The following is a 17,242-nucleotide window of genomic DNA, read 5'->3' as shown; positions in this document are numbered from 1 at the left end:
AGTGAGCATCGACATGGAGGTCGACGCCGACGGCGTCGCGACGATCGTCATGAACCGCCCCGAGCGGCTCAACGCTATGGACCAGGCCGCCTACGAGGCGCTGTCCGAGGCCTGGATCCGGGTACGGGACGACAACGACATCCGGGTGGCCGTGGTGACGGGTGCGGGGGAGAAGTCCTTCTCCGTCGGCGCGGACATCAAGAGCTTCCTGACCACCGGTCCCCAGCCGGAGGAGTTCTTCAAGACCCAGCAGGGGCAGATTCTCAACCGGGGCCTCGAGGTCTGGAAGCCGATCATCGCCGCCGTGAACGGCTACTGCCTCGGCGGCGGGATGACCCTGCTGTTCGCCACCGACATCCGCGTCGCCGCCGAGCATGCGACGTTCGGGCTGTCCGAGGTCAAGCGCGGCATCTTCGCAGGCAACGGCGGCACCCAGCGCCTGCTGGAGAACCTGCCCAAGGCGGTCGCGATGGAGCTGATCCTCACCGGTGACCCGATCACCGCGAGCGAGGCGGAGCGCTGGGGCCTGGTGAACAAGGTCGTCCCTGCGGACAAACTGATGGACAGCGCCTACGACTACGCGGCCAGGATCGCGCGCAACGGCCCGCTCGCCGTGCAGGCGTCCAAGGAGCTGGTGGTGCGGTCGCGGGATGTCGACCTGGCCACCGGCCTGCGCATGGAGCAGGCGATGACGACCGTGCTCAAGACCAGCCGGGACTCGGCGGAAGGGCCGCGGGCCTTCACCGAGAAACGGCCACCCCGCTTCGAAGGACGGTGACGGCTGTGACGGCGGAGCAACGTGGCCCGCTGACCGGTGTCCGGGTACTGGACCTCGGCCAGATCTACGCGGGTGGCTACGCGGGTTTCCTGCTCGCGGCCGCGGGTGCGGACGTGATCAAGGTCGAGCCGCCGGGCGGGGAGAACCTGCGCCGCCGCGGCGCGGTCGGCGGCGGGGCGTACCCGTTCGCGGCGCTGAACGCGCACAAGCGGGGCGTGCGGCTGGACCTCAAAACCGAACGCGGGCGCGAGGTCTTCCGCGAGCTGGTGTCCACTTCGGACGTGGTGCTGGAGAACTTCGCGCCCGGGGTGATGGACCGCCTCGGCCTCGGGCCCGACACCCTGCGGGAGATCAACCCGCGGCTGGTCTACGGCAGCGTGTCCGGCTACGGCAAGGAGGGGCCGTACCAGAACTACCCGGCCATGGACCTCACGGTGCAGGCCATCGTCGGCGTGATGAGCACAACCGGCCACCCCGACCGCGCGCCGGTGAAGGCGGGCCCGGCGATCTGCGACTTCATGGCCGGAGTCCACCTGTACGCGGCGATCACCACGGCCCTGTACGCGCGAGGTGTCACCGGGCGCGGCGACGTCGTGGAGGTCACGATGCAGGAGGCCACCTATCCGGCACTGATGTCGAGCCTCGGCCTGCTCTACGCCGGCACCAACGACAGCGGTGTCTGGCGCACCGGCAACCGGCACTCCGGCAACGCGGAGGCCCCGTACAACGTGTACGAGGCCGCCGACGGCTACATCGCGATCCTCTGCGTGACCGACAACCACTGGCAGTCGCTGGCGGCCCTCATCGGCGGCCCCGAACTGGCCGCCGACGAGCGTTACGTCGTATTGGCAGGCCGGGTGCAACGGATGGACGAGCTCGACGCGCTGGTTACCGGATGGACGTCGTCCCGCAAGCGGACGGACGTCGTTTCGGCGCTCCAGGCCGTCCGGGTGCCGTGCGCCCCGGTCAAGGAACTGCCCGAGGTGATGGCGGACGAGAACCTGCGCAAGCGCGGAATGCTCCGGGAGATCGAGCACCCCGAGCTCGGGACCCTCACCGTCAACCACAGTCCACTGCTGTTCGGCGACGGCACACGGGCGGACCTCGCGCCCAGCCCCCGGCTGGGACAGCACACCGACGAGGTTCTCACCGAGGTGCTCGGCTACAGCCAGCCGCAACTCGACGAGCTGAGGCGAGGAGAAGTCATTTGATGCGCGGAAAAACCGTGATCGCGGGCGTCGGGCACACGACGTTCGACAAGCAGCCGGGCCGGTCCACGATCTCGATGAACATCGAGGCGTGCCGCAGCGCCCTGGACGACGCGTCGATCGAGAAGGACATGGTCGACGCGCTGTATGTGAAGTACCCGACCTCGCGGCCAGAGTCGTTCTACGGGCAGAAGCTCGCCGAAGCCATGGGTGTGGTGCCCAAGGTCGGCGGGGCGTGGGACCAGGGCGGCGCGGCGAACGCGAGCATGATCGGAATGGCCGCGATGGCCATCGAGTCCGGCCTGTGCGAGGTCGCGCTGGTGTCCTTTGCGGACAATCCGCGCTCAGGGACCCGCCAGGCATACGAGTCGGCAGGCGCGAACGGTATCTATGGCTGGTTCGGGGTACCCGCGCAGTACGCGATGGTCGCGCAGCGACACATGGCCGAGTACGGCACGACATCCGAACAGCTCGGTGCGATCGCGGTGGCCGCGCGCAAGCACGGTGCGGCCAATCCCCGTGCGCAGCTGCGGAAACCGCTCACGATCGCCGACCACCAGGAGTCCCGCTGGATCGTCGAGCCGCTGCACCGGGCCGACTGCTGCCTGGTCTCCGATGGCGGCGCGGCCGTGGTCGTGACGAGCGAGAAGCGGGCCAGGCAGCTCGGGATCGACCATGCCGTGCCGATTCTCGGCTTCGGCCAGGGCCAGAGCTCCTGGGACATCGAGCACCGCCCGGTGCTGACGCGCACCGCGGCGAAGGCGTCGGCGGAGACCGCGTTCCGGATGGCGGGGCTGTCTCCCAAGGACATCGACGTGGCGCAGCTCTACGACTGCTTCACCATCACGGTGCTGATGATGTTGGAGGACTACGGTTTCTGCGGTCCCGGCGAGGGCGGGAAGTTCGTGGAGGGCGGTGCGCTCGAAGTCGGTGGTGTGCTCCCGGCCAACACCAGCGGCGGTCTGCTGTCCGAGACCGGAATGCCCGGTATGCAGCTGGTGATCGAAGCTGTCCGGCAGGTACGTGGTGAGTCGACCTCGCAGGTCGCCGGTGCGAGCACCGCGATCGTCGGCAACCAGGGCGGCACGATGCACACCCACTCGACCCTGATTCTCGGGCGGTGAACGATATGAGCGAAAGGACCCTGACCCGGCCGGTCGCCGAGCGGACCGAGCTGGAGCAGCATTTTCACGACGAACTGGCGGGAGGAAGGCTCGTCTTCCAGCGGACCCCCGCGAACGCCTGGCTGCCGCCGCGTAGCGAGGACCCGGTGACGCTGTCCGGTGACTGGGAGTGGGCGGAGGCATCCGGGGCGGCGACCCTCGTGTCGTGGGTGACCTACCACATCGCCTACCACCCGTACTTCGAGGACAAGCTGCCCTACCAGGTCGCGATCGTCGAGCTCACGGAAGGTCCCCGGATGATCGCACCCCTCGAACTGGGCGGCCGGAGCCCGGTGCTCGACATGCCACTGCGGCTGGACATCCGGCGCGACGGTGGCGAATGGATTCCGGTGTTCGTGCCCGGGGACGGTTCCTGATGGCCCCTACATTGTGGACACCGCCGTCGGACGTCCGCACGACCACCCAGATGGGCCGCCTGGCCACACTGGCCGAGGAGCGCACGGGCCGGAGCTTCGCCGGCTACGAGGACCTCTGGCAGTGGTCGGTCGACGACCTCGACGGGTTCTGGTCGGCGGTATGGGACTTCTACGACATCCCTTGCTCCGGCTCCCGCGAGCGGGTGCTCGTCGAGCCGACGATGCCGTTCGCCCACTGGTTCCCGGACGTGCGGCTCAACTACGCCGAGGCCATGCTCCGGCTGGCCGGGCGCGCCGACGGCGACGTCGTCGTGCGCGCCAGGTCGCAGAGCCGTCCTGACTCCAGTGTGACCGTCGCCGAGCTGCGCGACCAGGTGGCGCGGGCCCGCGCCGGGCTGGTCGCGATGGGCGTCGGTAAGGGCGACCGGGTCGCCGCATACCTGCCCAACATTCCCGAAGCTCTGGTGCTCATGCTCGCCACGACGAGCCTGGGCGCCATCTGGTCGGCGTGCCCGCCGGAGTTCGGCGTGACCAATGTGCTCGACCGGTGGTCGCAGATCGCGCCATCGGTGGTGTTCGCTGTGGACGGTTACCGGTATCGCGCGCGGGACATCGACCGGCGCGACGAGGTGGCGGACATCGCGAACGCTCTCGGGCTACGCGAGCGGACGGTCGTGATCCCGTACCTGCGGCCCCGGGCCGCCGTGCAGGGGATCGCGTGGGCGGACTTCCTGCCGAAGACCGGTGAGCTGGATTTCGAACGGGTCCCGTTCGACCATCCATTGTGGATCCTGTTCTCCTCGGGCACCACCGGCCCACCCAAGCCGATCGTCCACGGCCACGGCGGCGTGACCCTCGAACTGCACAAGCTGCAGGGCATCCAGCACGACCTCAGCCCCGCCGACACCTACTTCTGGTTCACCACCACCGGCTGGGTCATGTGGAACCTGCAGGTGTCCGGGCTGCTGGTCGGCGCCGCGATCGTGCTGTTCGACGGTGATCCCGGCGGCCATGACCTGGGAGAGCTGTGGAAGCTCGCCGCCGACACCGGCGTGACCTACTTCGGGGTCAGTGCGCCGTTCATCATGCAGTGCCGCAAGGCCGGAGTCGTGCCGGGGGACTGGGGTGACCTGTCCACGATCCGCGAGGTCGGTTCCACGGGCGCCCCATTGCCGGAGGAAGGCTTCGACTGGCTCTACGAGCAGCTCGGCCCGCGGATCCGGGTGAACTCCACATCGGGCGGAACGGACCCCTGCACATCGTTCGTCGGTGGTGCGCCACTGTTGCCGGTGCGCGCCGGCGAGATCGCGGGCCGGCAGCTCGGGTGCCGGGTCGAGGCCTGGGACGAAGAAGGGCGCGCCCTGATCGGCGAGGTCGGCGAGATGGTCGTGACCGCGCCCATGCCGTCCATGCCCATCGGGTTCTGGGGTGACACGACTGGTGAGCGCTACCGGTCGGCGTACTTCGAGCAGTACCCGGGCGTGTGGCGCCACGGAGACTGGATCACGATCCATCCGGACGGGCATTGCGTGATCAACGGCCGCAGCGACGCGACGCTCAACCGTGGCGGAGTCCGGCTCGGCACGGCCGAGTTCTACCGCGTCGTGGAGGATCTCGACGGTGTTGCCGACAGCCTGGTCGTGCACCTGGACTCCCAGGACGGCGACGCGGGAGAGCTGGTCCTGTTCGTCGTCCCGGCCCGGGGCCGCACCCTCGACGATGGTCTCGAGGACGAGATCAGGACGGTGCTGCGCACCCGGCTGTCCCCGCGTCACGTGCCGGACACCGTCCATGCCGTGCCCGCCGTGCCCCGCACGTTGTCGGGTAAGAAGCTCGAGGTGCCGGTGAAGAAGATCCTCGGTGGCGCCGCTCCCGGTGACGTGGCGGATCCGGGCGCGCTGGCCGATCCGCGTTCGCTGGACACCTACGCAGAGCTGGCCCGTGCCATGTCCGGACGCCGCTGATCGCACGAGAATTCGGGCCCGGAAGCGAAAGGTGCTTCCGGGCCCGAATCGTTACCCGTTACCGCAGGGCGTCGAGGATCGTGACCACACAGTCGCGCGCGGAGCGTGGCGTGAGACCGAACTCGGACGTCAACCGGCTGTTGTCGATGAGGTAGTTGGTGCAGTCGGCCTTACCGCCGGTCTCGTGCTCGAACGAGATGTCGGCCTCGGGGACGTACTCCCGGACGAGCTCGGCGAGCTCTCCCAGACTGACGGCGGTGCCCCCGGTGTTGTATTCGGTGTGCTGCGGCTTGTCCGCGAGAGTGATCCTGGCGACGGCCTCGGCGACATCGTCCACATGGACCGGACACCGCATGGCGTCGCGATAGGGGAAGGACACCGCCTCACCGCGCGCCGGACCGGTGATGCACCGGACGTGGTCGACCGAACCGAACACCTTGTCGTGTCCGGTCACGTTGGCCGGGCGCACGGCCGTGATGCGCATGCCGTGCTTCTCCCGGTAGTCCTGTGCCTGGCGCTCGTTGAAGACCTTGTGGACGGCGTACTGGTAGTCCACACCGAACAGTTCGTCGTCCTCGGTGACCAGGCGCTGTCCGAACCGGGTCTGCTTGCCGTTGACCGCCAGCGAGCTGCCGAACACGACGTGCTCGACCTCCGCCAGCCGGGATGCCTCGAAGAAGTTGTCCATCCCGACGACGTTCAGTTGCAACGCCACGTGCGGAGCGTGGTGACTGCCCAGCATGTAGGCCAGGTTGATCGTCCGCATCGGACGGACGGACAGCATCGCGGCCATCACGTCGTCGAACCGTCGTAGATCGCAGCGGACGAATCCCGCGGTGCCGTCCGGGGGCGGGGCGATGTCCGCGTTGACGACCTCCTCACCACGGGCCCGCAACAGGTCGATGAGCCGGCGGCCGATGAACCCGCTGCCGCCGAAGATCATGGTGGTCATGCACGTACTCCTGTCGTGAACGGGACGGATCAGTCGTCGACGGCGACCGTGTAGCTCAGCGCCAGGCGTCCCCCGTCCGGGTAAATCACCTGGCCGGTGATGTAGGAGGCGTCGTCGCTGGCCAGGAAGGCGACGACGGAGGCGACCTCCGCGGGTTCGCCGAGGCGCCGCAACGGGGTCCGGGAGAGCACCTGCCTGCGCAGCTCGGTCTCCCGGCTGTAAATCTCGGCGACCGCCTCGGTGGTGATGGTGCCCGGTGCCACGGCGTTGACGCGGATGCCGTGCTCCGCGAGGGCCACCGCCATCGATCGCGTCAGCGCCGACACAGCGCCCTTCGACGCCGAGTAGGCGGCCATGCCGGGCGATCCCTGCGCGGCCGTGATCGACGACATGTTCACGATGGCACCACCGTTACCGGCGTTGATCATAGCCCTGGCCGCCGTCCTGCCGACGATGAGTCCACCTCGGACGTTCACCGCGAGGATGTCGTCGATCTCCTCGGGTGGCGCGGCGAAGAAGTCCGTAGTGCGGACCAGGGCGGCGTTGTTCACCACGACCGCCGGCGGACCGAGCTCGCCGGTGATGCGCTCGATGGTCGCCTCGACCTGTCCGGTGTCGGCGATGTCGGCCTGCAGGAAGGTGACATCCAGCCCCGCGGCCTGTAGCTCCTGCTCCACCCGCGCGCCGAGTTCGGCGTCGCGGTCGAGAGCCGCCACCCGTGCGCCCTCACGTGCCAGTCGCTCGGTCACCGCCCGGCCGATTCCCCGGCCCGCGCCGGTCACGATCGCGGCGCGGCCTTCGAAGCGTCTGTCCACTGTGGTACCAGCCTTTCCGTTCTGCGCTGTCACCGCTTGCCTGCGGTGATCTCCGCGAGGTCCTCGTCGGCCGTCTCGCGCAGCCGCGCGACACTGACCAGGCTGATCGCGCAGAGCGCCATCACGAAGAGGCTGAACACGAACGTCCCCGCCGAGGCGATGATCGGTGCCGCGATCAGTGGGGGAATGGCCCCGCCGATGATCTGCGCGACGTTGTAGCTGAAGCCGGAAGCCGTGTAGCGGTACCGCGTGCGGAACAGCTCCGACAGCACGGCGCCAACAGGCCCGAGCGCGATGCCCGCGATCAGCAGGGTGACGCAGAGGCCGAGGGTGAAGGCCGCCATCGTGCCGATGTTCATCACCGGGAACAACACCAGTGCCCACACGATGGCGATACTGCTCGCGGAGAGGAGTGTCCGTCGACGGCCGAGCCGGTCGGCCAGTACACCGCCGAGCAGGATGCCCAGTGCGTAGATGACTCCCGCGACGATCCCGGCGACCAGCACCGGCGTGCGGCCCAGTTCCAGCACCGTCGTGCCGTAGTTCGGCAGGTAGGACGCTCCAAGGTAGGAGAACGTGGGAACGGTGACCACGAGGCCGATGCCGAGCACGATCTCGCGAGGCTGGCTCCTCAGCGCTTCGGCGAAGGGCATGCGGGCGGTGCCGGACTTGGCGGCCTCGGCCTTGAACACCGGCGTCTCGTCGATCTTCAGCCGCACGTAGAGCCCGACGGCGACCAGCAGGATGCTGATCAGGAACGGGATGCGCCAGCCGTAGCTCAGGAACGCCTCGTCGCTCATGGAGGCGCTCGTGATCGCGAACACCGCAGGGGCAACGGCGAGTGCGCACCCACCGCCGAGCGGCGGGATCATCGTCCAGAACCCACGTTTGCCCTGTGGTGCGTGCTCGGCCGCGAACATGACCGCGCCTGCCCATTCGCCGCCTGCCGCGATCCCCTGCATGATGCGCAGGATCACGATCAGGATGGGCGCCCAGACGCCGATCTGGTTCGCGGTCGGCATCAGGCCGACGAGCACCGTCGCGGCACCCATCAGCACTAACGCCGTCACGAGCGTTTTCTTGCGCCCCAAGCGGTCCCCGAAATGTCCGAACAGGACACTGCCGAGCGGCCTCGCGACCAGTGCCACGCCGAGCGTGGCGAAGGAGGCCACGGTGCCGGCGGCCTGACCGAGGGCGGGAAAGAACACGTCGCTGAACACGAGCGCGGCCGCGAATCCATAGATCAGGAAGTCGTAGAACTCGATCAGTGTCCCGACGAAGCTCGCGACCGCGACCCGGCGCATCGACCGGGGGGCCGCGGTCGCCGTGCTGGGCTCCGGGTCCGTGCTGAGCGGAGGTGGTTGGTTCTGCGTCATCGGAGCTCCTTCACGGTCCGGCTTCGGTGTCGGTCGTGCTCAGGGCCCTCAGCTGGGGCCCGTCCGAGTTGTATATGGCCACCTCGCCATGATTGTCAAGTACAAGACAGACTTGTGCTTGACAAGATGATGTCACCGGGGGAGCGTGAGCCCATGACAGGAAACCGGCGAGTGATCACCGGCGTGGGGCCTGACGGCCGATCTACTGTGGTGTCCGACGGCGTCGCGATGGCAGGCACGACGCGGCTGGACGGTGCGTCGGTCGAGGAGATCTGGTGGCAGGACAGCGTTCCGGCTCACGCCGACGACCGTGGTGCCCGGGAAGGCGACGTCTCCACCGCACCGCCTCCGTCCGGCGCTGCTGTTCGTCTGTTCGTCCTGCCGCCGGACGAAGAACCCGGTGAGTGGCGCCCGAACCTGCACCGCAACGAGGCGCTCCACGTCATCACGGTGCTGTCGGGCGAGATCGCCGTATACCTCGAATCCGATGAGGTACTGCTCCGCGCCAGGGACAGCATCGTCGTCCCGGGTACCATGCACGATCTCCGTAACCCCGGTCGTGAACCGGCCACGCTGGTGTACACGGTCTTCCCGTTGTGCCAATAGAACTGGGGGGTTCTGTCAGTACCGGTCTCAGCAGGCACTGCCGGCTCCGCGACCGAGCAGGTTGACTGGAATCCGGGCCGATCGGCACGCAGGCTCTCGTGCGTACCGAGGGCACAGTCCCACTGACGAGAAGTACGGAAGAGATCTGATGCGAGCAACTCTGATGTTCGGTGCCGGCGACGTGCGCGTGGAGAACGTGCCCGATCCGGAGCTCCGGCAGCCGACCGACGCCATCGTGCGGGTCGTGCGCACCTGCATCTGTGGCAGCGACCTGCACCCTTACCACACCCAGCCCGCCTCCGCGGACGGTGTTCGCATGGGTCATGAGTTCCTCGGCGTGGTCGAGGACCTCGGCTCTGAGGTCTCCGGCCTCAAGCGCGGTGACCTCGTCGTCGCGCCGTTCGCGTTCTCGGACAACACCTGCGAGTTCTGCCGCGAGGGCCTGCACACCTCGTGCACCAGCGGCGGCTTCTTCAGCGAGGCACAGTCGGAGGCTCTCCGCGTTCCGCAGGCACAGGGCACCCTGGTGAAGCTCCCCGTCGCCGAGGACTCCGAGCTGCTGCCGTCGTTGCTGACACTGGCCGACGTCTACGGCACCGGCTACCACGCCGCGGTCAAGGCCGGCGTCAACGAGCGCACGACGGTCACCGTGATCGGTGACGGTGCGGTCGGCCTGCTCGCCGTGTTGTCCGCGAAGCAGCTCGGTGCCGAGCGGATCATCCTGATGGGGCGGCACCAGACCCGCACCGATCTGGGCCGCGAGTTCGGCGCGACCGACGTGGTCGCCGAGCGCGGCGAGGAGGGCATCGCGAAGGTACGTGAGCTCACGGGCGGGTTCGGCACGCACACCGTGCTGGAGGCCGTCGGCTATCGGGCGGCCTACGACCAGGCCGTCGGCGTGGTCCGTCCCGGCGGTGTGATCAGCCGGGTGGGCGTGCCGCAGTACGAGGAGGCGCCGGTCGGATTCGGGAGCCTGTTCGGCCCCAACATCACGCTGAACGGTGGCCCCGCTCCAGTGCGCGCCTACATCGACGCGCTGCTGCCGGACGTGCTCGATGGCAGGGTTGAGCCGGGCAAGGTGTTCGACCGCACCGTCACCTTGGACGAGGTTCCGGACGGCTACCGTGCGATGGACGACCGCGAGTCGCTCAAGGTCCTGGTCCGGCCCTGACCCGCAGCAGTAGCGAACAGCCGTCGAGCCGCACCGGCTCGGCGGCTGTTCGCGTCAGGGCTTCTCGCTGATAACCGGCGACTCCTCCGCAAGGTCCTGCGTGGCTGCCCAGCTCGCGAGCATCTTGAGCCCGTCCGCGGTGGGAGAGTCCGGCGCGGCGGTGTAGACGTTGAGTGACAGGCCCGGTTCGGACGGCAGCTCCATCGACTCGAAGTTGAGGTCGAGCTGGCCCACGACGGGGTGACGCAGGCGTTTCCGGCCGCTGCGGTGGAACTGCACGTCGTGGGAGGCCCAGCGTTGCCGGAAGAGCTCGCTTCGGGTCGACAGCTCACCGACCAGCTCGATGAGCGCGCGGTCGCAGGGATTGTGGCCTGCTTCGAGCCGGAGCATGGCCGCGGCGTCATTGGCGATACGGTCCCAGTCCACAAAGAACTCCCGCGCCGCCGGGTCGAGATAGACGAAGCGGGTCGTGTTCGCCGGCCGATGGGGGTCGGCGAGGACGGGGGCGTAGAGGGCGCGGCCGAGCCGGTTCATGGCGAGGATGTCGTGACGGCCGTTGCGGACCCACGCCGGCGCGTCGCTGATCGCGTCGAGAACCTGTTGGACAGCGGGGCGCACCGTGGTCGCCTCCGCGCGGCGGCGACCGCCCCGTCCGGGTTCGGCGGCACGGGCGAGCGCGAAGAGATGGTCGCGTTCGGCCTCGTCGAGCTGCAGGGCCCGGCCGAGTGCGTCGAGGACGGACTCCGAGGCGCCGGAGAGGTTCCCGCGCTCCATGCGGACGTAGTAGTCGACAGAGACGCCGGCGAGCATCGCGACCTCCTCCCGCCGGAGTCCCTTCACACGCCTCTTGCCGCCGTAGGAAGGCAGCCCGGCCTGTTCGGGGGTGATGCGTGCCCGCCGCGAGCTGAGGAACTCGCGGACCTCGGCGCGGTGGTCGATCTGGCCCATCACCCCAGGGTAAAAGGCTCACAAGACTGCGAGGGAGGCACTGCGGTTACCTGGAACGACCGTCACTGTTGCGGCCTCCCGGTTCGTCGTTGGCTGGAAGCAGCCGACCACGAAGAGAGACCGCATGCGATCCCCGGCCAAACCCAGCGCGATCCTCGCGATCATATTGATCAGCTACTTCATGATCCTGCTGGACAACTCGGTCATCTTCACCGGGCTGCCCAGCATCCGGACCGGCCTCGACCTTGGCCCGGCCACGCTGTCGTGGGTGCAGGACGGCTACACACTCGTCTTCGGCGGACTGCTCCTGCTCGGAGCGCGCGCCGGTGATCTCATCGGCAGGCGACGGCTGTTCGTGGCCGGGCTGGCGATCTTCGGTACCGCGTCGCTGCTGATCGGGATCGCACCGACCGGCTGGTGGGTCGTGGCCGCCAGGGCACTGCAGGGCATCGGCGCCGCTATCGTGGCTCCGACCTCGCTGTCCCTGATCACCGCTCACTTCGAGGGCGAGGCCCGCGGCAGGGCAGTGGCCTGGTACGGCGCCACCGCGGGCATCGGCGCCAGTCTCGGTCTGCTGGTCGGCGGCGCATTGGCGGACTGGGTGTCCTGGCGGGCGGCGTTCCTGGTCAACGTTCCGATCGCCGCGGTGATGATCGTGGCCGCCCGTCGCGTTCTCACCGAGACCGAGCGCCGCCGCGGCCGGTTCGACGCCGTCGGTGCCCTGTGCGCGACCCTCGGTATGGGCGCGCTCGTGTTCGCGATCATCGAATCCGCCGAGCGCGGCTGGTCCGGCCCGGTCACACTGACCGGGTTGGTGGTCGGCGTGGTCCTGCTGGCGGCGCTGGTATTCCACGAGTCGCGCGCCGGACAGCCGATCATGCCGCTGAGGCTCTTCGCCAGCCGTGAACGCAGTGGCGCCTACGCCGCGCGCCTGCTCTACATGGGCGCCATGATCGGGTTCTTCTACTTCACCACCCAGTACCTCCAGGACTCGCTCGGTTTCAGCCCGCTGGAGGCCGGTCTCGGGTTCCTGCCGATGACGGTCGTCAACTTCGCCGTGGCGATGATGATCCCGCGCCTGGGAGCCCGGCTTCCCGGCGCCGTGCTGCTGTCGGCCGGGGTCACGCTCACGCTCGCCGGGATGGCCTGGCTGAGCCGTCTGGACGCCGGCGACACGTATCTGGCCGCGGTCGCGCTGCCGATGCTGCTCATCGGCGCCGGTCAAGGGCTGGCGTTCGCCCCGCTGACCAACTCCGGGATCGCGCGGGTCGCCGCCGAGGACGCCGGAGCCGCCTCCGGGCTGGTCAACACCGCACACCAGCTGGGCATGGCGCTCGGCCTCGGCATCCTCGTCGCCATCTCTGCGCGCGCCGGCGCGGGCGCTCTCGACGGCGCCGCGCAGGTGAGCGCCGCGCTCACCGGAGCGTCCGTCCTGCTGGCGCTGGCGTTGCTGGTCGTACTGGCCGTCATCGTCCCGGCGAGGCACAAGCCCGCGCCGGTCCACACCGAACCCGTCACCGACACCCTCGCCACGGAGCCTGCTCGATGACCACCCACACCTGGACCACCGACGAGCTGCGACCGCGCTGGGGATGGTGGGCGGCGGCCGGCTGACGGGCTGCGGCACCGAGGCCGCGGAGGTGCGGCGGTCCCGTCCTGTTAGGACGCTGCTGGCGTATTTCTCCCGTGCCGGCGAGAACTACCACTACGGCGGGCGAAGGTACCTGCGGGTCGGCAACACAGAGGTGCTCGCCGGCATGATCGCCGATCGCATCGACTGCGACGTCTACCGCATCGAGGCCGCGGAACCGTACTCCGATGACTACGACGACACAGTGGAACGCAACGTGCGGGAGCAGGACGCCGACGCCCGCCCAGCTCTGGACCTCACGGCGAACCCGCTGCCTGCCGTCGACGGCTACGACGTCGTGCTGCTGGCCAGCGGCATCTGGAACGTCCGGCCGCCGATGATCATGCGAACCTTCGCCGAAGGCGTGGACTTCGCCGGGAAGACCGTCCTGCCGGTCGTCACCTATGCGGTGAGCGGGCTGGGCGGGACGCCGGAGCAGTACGAGCAGGCCTGCACTGGCGCGACCATCGGGGAGGGGCTCGCCGTGCGCGGCGAGGAGGTCCGGCAGGCGGGTGACGCCGTCTCGTCCTGGCTCCGGCGTGTGGACCTACGGTAGGGCCGCCGCCGGCGGTCAGGCCTCCGGGATCTCCATTCCGAAGGTCTCCAACGTGATCGCGTCCGGCTCCGGGCCACCCCGGACGCCTGTGTCGAGCGCGTCGATCGCGGCGAGCTCGCGGTCGGTGAGCTCGAAGTCGAACACGTCGAAGTTCTCGGCGATTCGTTTCGGGCGGACCGACTTCGGGATCGCGGAGCGCCCCCGCTGCAGGTGCCAGCGCAGCATCACCTGGGCAGGCGTTTTGCCATGGGCTTGCCCGATGCGAGCGATGGTCGCGTCATCGAGCGTGCTGCCGGTCCCGCCGTCCCGGTAGAAGGTGATGCCGCCGATCGGCGACCACGCCTGCGAGACGATGCCGTGCGCGGCGTCGGCGTCGAGCACGTCCCGCTGCAGGAAGTAGGGGTGTACCTCGATCTGGTTGACGGCGGGCACGACCGCCGTTTCCCTCAGCAGTTTTTCGAGGTGGTCGGGCATGAAGTTGCTGACCCCGATCGCCCGCACTCGCCCGTCGCCGAGCAGCTTCTCCAGCGCACGGTAGGCATCGAGCGTCAGATCGAACCTGCTGGGCAGCGCCTGGTGCAGGATGAACAGGTCGAGCTGGTCGACACCGAGCTTGCCTGCACTCTTGTCGAAGGCGTGCAGGGTCGCGTCGTAGCCGTAGTCGGTGATCCAGACCTTGGTCTCGATGAACACCTCGGACCGGTCGAGCCCACTGCTGCGGATGGCCTCGCCGACCTCGCGCTCATTCCTGTAGGCGGCCGCCGTGTCGATGTGCCGGTAGCCGGTGCGCAACGCGGTGTCGACCGCCGCGACGGTGTCCTCCGGTGGGGTCTGGAAGACGCCGAAACCCAGCGCCGGCATCTCGACCCCGTTGTTCAGTGTCAGGTTCTTACTCATACCCCCACGTTAGGAACGCCGTCCCCGCGCGGGGAGGGTCTGCCGTTACTCCTGTCCTACGGTTCTGTCACCAGCGCCCTCCACGACCGGTCGCTGCGTAAGAGCGGCCCACCAGGTCGGCGAGGGCGACCGCCACCAGACGGGCTTGGCGGGAGGGAGCCGCACCTGGAACGGGGTCGAGCAGAAACCGTCCGTAGAAGCGGCCGTCGCCGTACGCGCGCAGCTCGATGCTCCGCTGGGGTAAGGGTTCGTCGGCCTCCCATCGCCTGACGCCCGCCACGACTGATCCGTCCTGCTCCAGCCGCGGCAGGTGGCCGACCAGGCGACCGAGCTCGAATCGGCACTCGCGCAGGTTCAGCAGATCGATGAGCTGCTGCCGGACGTGGGTGACGACCTGGTTCGGCGATCCCGCCGATCGCGCCTGGTCAAGCGCGTCGTGAATTCGCTGTAGATAGTCGGCCCCGGTGATGGCGATGACCCGTTGCTTCCTGGCGTGGGCGGCCAACTGCGAAACCGCGACACCCACCACCAGCAACAGCACCGCGGTCTGCGCATCAACCGGGTCCGTGATTTCGAAGTGCAGGTACGGCGCGGCGAAGAAGAAGTCGAAGCAGGCGGCCGCCACCAGCGCTGCCAGCGCTCCGGCGACCCGGTTGCCCAACGCGGCAACCGCGACGACCACCACGACCAGCACGAGGGTGGTGGTCGTGGTCATGAGACTGGCCCGCAGCGGCAGCAGTACGGCCGACACCGCGACCGGGGCCACTACCGCGGACGCGATGGCGATCCAGTCACGGGACACGTGCACGCTGTGCCTCCCCGCGCGCTCTCGTCGTACTCCGGCAATTATCTGCCTGTCCACGACTTCCCAACCAGGCACTCGGGCTCACCGAACACTATAGTTGTCTTGACAAGCGATGTTGTCGGTGAAACCCTACGAGTACCGATCGACACAGTGGAAAGGATGACGAATGACCGAGTTGGTGCCGTTCCTCATGTTTCAGAAGGGCGAGGCTGCCGACGCCATGACCTTCTATCTCTCCGTCTTCCCCGACGGCGAGGTGCTGACGGACAAGCGTTACGGTCCGGAGGGACCGGGTGCCGAAGGTTCTGTGTGGATGGCCGAGTTCACGTTGGCAGGCCAGAAAATACGCTGCAGCGACAGCCCGGTGCCACACGACTTCGAGTTCACGCCGTCATTGTCGATCTTCGTCACGTTCGACTCTCGCGACGAACTGGAGAAGGCGTACGCGGCGTTGTTCGACGGCGGCACGGCGCTCATGCCACTGGACGACTACGGTTTCGGCCCCTTCGGCTGGGTCAATGACCGCTTCGGTGTGTCGTGGCAGCTGGGCGTGGCAATTGCGGCCTAGCTCATCGGGCCGGCGTCGATTCGCACCTCGTCGGCGGTCGTAGCCGGTTCGCTCCTGCGGTTGAGCGTCTCGGGCAGGTACGCGATCCCGACCAGACCGATCACGCTCAGCACCAGGAGGTAACCGCCGACGAGCCATGGTGTGCCACCGCTGAGCGACACCAGCCAGGTCGCCACGAGCGGTGCTGTACCGCCGACCAGCGCCGCGGGAATCTCACGCGAGATCGCGATACCGCTCCAGCGAGCGTTGGTCGGGAACAGTTCCGCGAGCAGTGCTGCCGACACCCCGATGGTCGCACCCTGGACCACGGCGAGGCCGAGGATGAGTCCCAGGCCGACGAACACCGAGTTCTCCGTGAGATAGAGCCAGAACATCGGGAACGCGAACAGGATGGCGAACACCGCGGCGCCGAGCAGCACCGGCTTGCGTCCGATGCGATCCGCGAGGAGGCCGAACAGGAGCACGGCCGGGATCGTCAGCACCTCGGCGACGATGAGGCCGACCAGTGCTGCGGTCGGATCCACGGAGAGCGTGCCCGTCGTGTACGAGATCGAGAACGTCTGCACGACGTACACCCACGGGAGGACGAAGACGAACAGCGCCATTCCCGGGATCAGTACGCGCCAATGTGCACGGACGGCTTCGACGAGCGGGGCACGACTGACGTTTCCGTCGTGCTCCGCCGCCTCGAACGCCGCGGTCTCCTTGACGCGTAGGCGGAAGTAGAGCGCGAAGGCGACGATGACCGCGCTCGCGACGAACGGGAGCCGCCAACCCCACGCGAGGAACGCCTCCGACGGCAGCGCGGCGGTCAGGATCGCGAAGGTCGCCGTCGCGAGCGCCATCCCGAGATACACGGCCGCTCCGGGGAAACCGGCGGTGAGCGCACGGTTGCGGGTGCCGGACGATTCGCTCGCCATCGTCATCGCGCCGGCGAACTCCGCCCCCGCACCGGCCCCCTGGAAGATGCGGAGCACGATCAGCATCGCGGGTGCCCAGACGCCGATGGACTCGGCCGTGGGCAACAGCCCGATGAGGGTGGTGGCGATGCCCATCATCAGCAGCGTCGCCAGGAGCGTCACCTTCCGCCCGAGGCGGTCACCGTAGTGGGCGAAGATGAGGCCACCGATCGGGCGTGCGCCGAACCCGACAGCGAAGGTGGCGAACGCGCCGAGCACGCCGCCAACGCCGCTGTCGCCGAAGAAGAGCGGCGCGAACACCAGCGCCGAGGCGAGCCCGTAGAGCGTGAAGTCGTACCACTCGATGACGGTCCCGACACTGCTGCCGATGATGGCGCTGCGCCGCTGCTGACGTGAGTCGAGACCGCTGCGGTCGATGTCGATAGGCGACGCCATGACACTCCTTCGTGTGGGGGCCGGTACAAGCGGAACGTCCGACCACGCGGCGATCAGGCTATGGTTGGGTCCC

At 68.5% G+C, this 17,242-nt stretch carries 17 protein-coding genes; 10 read left to right on the top strand and 7 right to left on the bottom strand.

Annotated elements, in window-relative coordinates; genetic code table 11:
• Position 1 precedes the first annotated feature (1 nt).
• Genes ABZ863_RS16175 through ABZ863_RS16155 form a run of 5 tightly spaced genes read left to right on the top strand, consistent with a single transcriptional unit; the run spans position 2 to position 5,490 of the window.
• Positions 2-778 carry an enoyl-CoA hydratase-related protein gene (locus ABZ863_RS16175; protein WP_358535909.1) on the top strand — a complete coding sequence of 259 codons (777 nt, stop codon included), beginning with the start codon at positions 2-4 and terminating at the stop codon, positions 776-778.
• 5 nt (positions 779-783) lie between these two features.
• Positions 784-1,989 (top strand): CoA transferase, encoded by a 1,206-nt coding sequence (locus ABZ863_RS16170; RefSeq protein WP_358535907.1) that lies wholly within the window; start codon positions 784-786, stop codon positions 1,987-1,989.
• On the top strand, positions 1,989-3,110 hold the full coding sequence (locus ABZ863_RS16165) for a thiolase family protein (RefSeq protein ID WP_358535905.1): 1,122 nt from the start codon (positions 1,989-1,991) through the stop codon (positions 3,108-3,110). The genes ABZ863_RS16170 and ABZ863_RS16165 overlap by 1 nt, the downstream gene beginning before the upstream one ends.
• A gap of 5 nt (positions 3,111-3,115) precedes the next feature.
• Positions 3,116-3,526 (top strand): OB-fold domain-containing protein, encoded by a 411-nt coding sequence (locus ABZ863_RS16160; protein ID WP_358535903.1) that lies wholly within the window; start codon positions 3,116-3,118, stop codon positions 3,524-3,526.
• A complete protein-coding gene (locus tag ABZ863_RS16155; protein WP_358535901.1) occupies positions 3,526-5,490 on the top strand; it encodes an acetoacetate--CoA ligase in 1,965 nt (654 codons plus the stop codon). The genes ABZ863_RS16160 and ABZ863_RS16155 overlap by 1 nt, the downstream gene beginning before the upstream one ends.
• Before the next feature lie 58 nt (positions 5,491-5,548).
• Here ABZ863_RS16155 and ABZ863_RS16150 read toward each other — a convergent pair whose 3' ends face one another.
• From ABZ863_RS16150 to ABZ863_RS16140, 3 genes are read right to left on the bottom strand one after another with little or no spacing between them, the layout of a single operon-like run.
• Positions 5,549-6,442, bottom strand: coding sequence for an NAD(P)-dependent oxidoreductase (locus tag ABZ863_RS16150; protein WP_358535899.1), 894 nt, complete (start codon positions 6,440-6,442; stop codon positions 5,549-5,551).
• 29 nt (positions 6,443-6,471) lie between these two features.
• Complete coding sequence (locus tag ABZ863_RS16145; RefSeq protein WP_358535897.1) at positions 6,472-7,257, bottom strand: SDR family NAD(P)-dependent oxidoreductase; 786 nt, start codon at positions 7,255-7,257, stop codon at positions 6,472-6,474.
• Positions 7,258-7,286: 29 nt separating this feature from the next.
• Positions 7,287-8,633, bottom strand: a complete 1,347-nt coding sequence (locus ABZ863_RS16140; RefSeq protein ID WP_358535895.1) for an MFS transporter — start codon at positions 8,631-8,633, stop codon at positions 7,287-7,289.
• Positions 8,634-8,786: 153 nt separating this feature from the next.
• Here ABZ863_RS16140 and ABZ863_RS16135 point away from each other — a divergent pair, with 153 nt between their 5' ends.
• Entirely contained in the window at positions 8,787-9,239 is a 453-nt protein-coding gene (locus ABZ863_RS16135; protein ID WP_358535893.1) for a cupin domain-containing protein, read from the top strand.
• Positions 9,240-9,387: 148 nt separating this feature from the next.
• A complete protein-coding gene (locus ABZ863_RS16130) occupies positions 9,388-10,410 on the top strand; it encodes a zinc-dependent alcohol dehydrogenase family protein (RefSeq protein WP_358535891.1) in 1,023 nt (340 codons plus the stop codon).
• 54 nt (positions 10,411-10,464) lie between these two features.
• On the opposite strand, the gene ABZ863_RS16125 is transcribed toward ABZ863_RS16130, so the two are convergent.
• Positions 10,465-11,358: a helix-turn-helix transcriptional regulator gene (locus ABZ863_RS16125; protein WP_358535889.1), complete on the bottom strand. Its 894-nt coding sequence runs from the start codon at positions 11,356-11,358 to the stop codon at positions 10,465-10,467.
• 124 nt (positions 11,359-11,482) lie between these two features.
• Here ABZ863_RS16125 and ABZ863_RS16120 point away from each other — a divergent pair, with 124 nt between their 5' ends.
• Together ABZ863_RS16120 and ABZ863_RS16115 are read left to right on the top strand one after the other, a co-directional pair.
• A complete protein-coding gene (locus ABZ863_RS16120; RefSeq protein WP_358535887.1) occupies positions 11,483-12,907 on the top strand; it encodes an MFS transporter in 1,425 nt (474 codons plus the stop codon).
• Positions 12,908-12,950: 43 nt separating this feature from the next.
• A complete protein-coding gene (locus tag ABZ863_RS16115) occupies positions 12,951-13,544 on the top strand; it encodes a flavodoxin (protein ID WP_358535885.1) in 594 nt (197 codons plus the stop codon).
• A 15-nt stretch (positions 13,545-13,559) separates the two neighbouring features.
• Here ABZ863_RS16115 and ABZ863_RS16110 read toward each other — a convergent pair whose 3' ends face one another.
• Positions 13,560-14,441: an aldo/keto reductase gene (locus ABZ863_RS16110; RefSeq protein ID WP_358535883.1), complete on the bottom strand. Its 882-nt coding sequence runs from the start codon at positions 14,439-14,441 to the stop codon at positions 13,560-13,562.
• Between the two features lie 67 nt (positions 14,442-14,508).
• Positions 14,509-15,249, bottom strand: a complete 741-nt coding sequence (locus tag ABZ863_RS16105; protein WP_358535881.1) for a DUF4118 domain-containing protein — start codon at positions 15,247-15,249, stop codon at positions 14,509-14,511.
• A gap of 163 nt (positions 15,250-15,412) precedes the next feature.
• On the opposite strand from ABZ863_RS16105, the gene ABZ863_RS16100 reads away from it, so the two are divergent.
• Positions 15,413-15,814 (top strand): VOC family protein, encoded by a 402-nt coding sequence (locus ABZ863_RS16100; protein ID WP_358535879.1) that lies wholly within the window; start codon positions 15,413-15,415, stop codon positions 15,812-15,814.
• Here the strand turns inward: ABZ863_RS16100 and ABZ863_RS16095 are convergent.
• Positions 15,811-17,169: an MFS transporter gene (locus ABZ863_RS16095; RefSeq protein WP_358535877.1), complete on the bottom strand. Its 1,359-nt coding sequence runs from the start codon at positions 17,167-17,169 to the stop codon at positions 15,811-15,813. The genes ABZ863_RS16100 and ABZ863_RS16095 overlap by 4 nt on opposite strands.
• Positions 17,170-17,242: the final 73 nt, after the last annotated feature.

The sequence above is a fragment of the Saccharomonospora sp. NPDC046836 genome (genome assembly GCF_040645195.1).
Classification (GTDB): domain Bacteria; phylum Actinomycetota; class Actinomycetes; order Mycobacteriales; family Pseudonocardiaceae; genus Prauserella_A.
The sequence above is the reverse complement of the archived record's forward strand: the minus strand, read 5'-3'. Positions and strand labels throughout refer to the sequence as shown.

What these genes read in the sequence shown, in the direction of transcription:
- ABZ863_RS16165 (WP_358535905.1), top strand. Translation starts at nt 1,989, where the DNA reads ATGCGCGGAAAAACCGTGATCGCGGGCGTCGGGCACACGACGTTCGAC.
- ABZ863_RS16115 (WP_358535885.1), top strand. Translation starts at nt 12,951, where the DNA reads ATGGTGGGCGGCGGCCGGCTGACGGGCTGCGGCACCGAGGCCGCGGAG.
- ABZ863_RS16160 (WP_358535903.1), top strand. Translation starts at nt 3,116, where the DNA reads ATGAGCGAAAGGACCCTGACCCGGCCGGTCGCCGAGCGGACCGAGCTG.
- ABZ863_RS16150 (WP_358535899.1), bottom strand. Translation starts at nt 6,442, where the DNA reads ATGACCACCATGATCTTCGGCGGCAGCGGGTTCATCGGCCGCCGGCTC.
- ABZ863_RS16135 (WP_358535893.1), top strand. Translation starts at nt 8,787, where the DNA reads ATGACAGGAAACCGGCGAGTGATCACCGGCGTGGGGCCTGACGGCCGA.
- ABZ863_RS16100 (WP_358535879.1), top strand. Translation starts at nt 15,413, where the DNA reads ATGACCGAGTTGGTGCCGTTCCTCATGTTTCAGAAGGGCGAGGCTGCC.
- ABZ863_RS16125 (WP_358535889.1), bottom strand. Translation starts at nt 11,358, where the DNA reads ATGGGCCAGATCGACCACCGCGCCGAGGTCCGCGAGTTCCTCAGCTCG.
- ABZ863_RS16095 (WP_358535877.1), bottom strand. Translation starts at nt 17,169, where the DNA reads ATGGCGTCGCCTATCGACATCGACCGCAGCGGTCTCGACTCACGTCAG.
- ABZ863_RS16120 (WP_358535887.1), top strand. Translation starts at nt 11,483, where the DNA reads ATGCGATCCCCGGCCAAACCCAGCGCGATCCTCGCGATCATATTGATC.
- ABZ863_RS16110 (WP_358535883.1), bottom strand. Translation starts at nt 14,441, where the DNA reads ATGAGTAAGAACCTGACACTGAACAACGGGGTCGAGATGCCGGCGCTG.
- ABZ863_RS16140 (WP_358535895.1), bottom strand. Translation starts at nt 8,633, where the DNA reads ATGACGCAGAACCAACCACCTCCGCTCAGCACGGACCCGGAGCCCAGC.
- ABZ863_RS16155 (WP_358535901.1), top strand. Translation starts at nt 3,526, where the DNA reads ATGGCCCCTACATTGTGGACACCGCCGTCGGACGTCCGCACGACCACC.
- ABZ863_RS16130 (WP_358535891.1), top strand. Translation starts at nt 9,388, where the DNA reads ATGCGAGCAACTCTGATGTTCGGTGCCGGCGACGTGCGCGTGGAGAAC.